The following is an 819-nucleotide window of genomic DNA, read 5'->3' as shown; positions in this document are numbered from 1 at the left end:
CGTCAGGCGGCCATCGCGAGCCGGGCCGCCCGGCCGCGCCACGACAAGGCGACGACCCCGGCCAGGCTGATCAGTTCGCCCGCCAGCATGCCGAGCACCGCACCGGCGACGCCGAACCGCAGCATGCCCAGGTAGCTCGCCGCCAGCGACGCCGCGGCGCTCAGCAGCGTCAGCGTGCTCAGTTCGCGGAAGCGCCCCTGCGCCGCGAGCAGGTAGGCCAGCTGGTCGCGCACCACCAGCACCAGGAAGACGCCGCCCCACAGCAGCAGCAGCGCATCGCGCTGCGCGAAATCCTTGCGGAACACCGCCTGGAAGATCCAGTCGCGCAGCCCCCACAGCAGCGCCACGTAGCCGATGGTGACCGCGCCCAGCCCGAGCGCGAACAGCGCCAGCCGGCGCAGCACCAGCGCCTCGCCATGGCGATGCAGCCAGCCCGAGGCGAGCGGCAGCATCAGCGAGCCGATGCCGGTGGACAGCAGGTTCACCGGCATCAGCAGCAGCCGCGTCGCGGCCATYGCGGCCACCGCGGCCACGTCCAGCGTGCCGGCCACCAGGTAGACGGTGCCCTGGCTGAAGGCCCAGTGGATCGCCGCGCCGGCGCACGACCAGGCGGCCAGCGGCGCCACCTGGCGCAGCAGGCCGGCGCTGCCGCCGGGCTGCCACGGCTCGTGGCGGCGCACGGCACGCGCGAGCAGCACGGCCGCGGGCAGCGCGGCCCCGCCCATCGCCAGCAGCGCCACCGTCGCCGGCCCTGGCGCACGCGCCGCCACCAGCACGCCGGCCACCACCAGCACCGCATACAGCAGGTCGACCTGCAGC

1 protein-coding gene is annotated in these 819 nt (G+C 75.4%); it reads right to left on the bottom strand.

Annotated features, from left to right (window positions below):
• Positions 1-2: 2 nt before the first annotated feature.
• Positions 3-819 (bottom strand): polysaccharide biosynthesis protein (locus AC1D12_RS34475; protein WP_477845546.1); only part of this gene is annotated, 817 nt, incomplete at its 5' end.

Source organism: Rhizobacter sp. P1_G5 (genome assembly GCF_056405435.1).
This window is presented reverse-complemented; position numbering and strand designations above follow the sequence as displayed.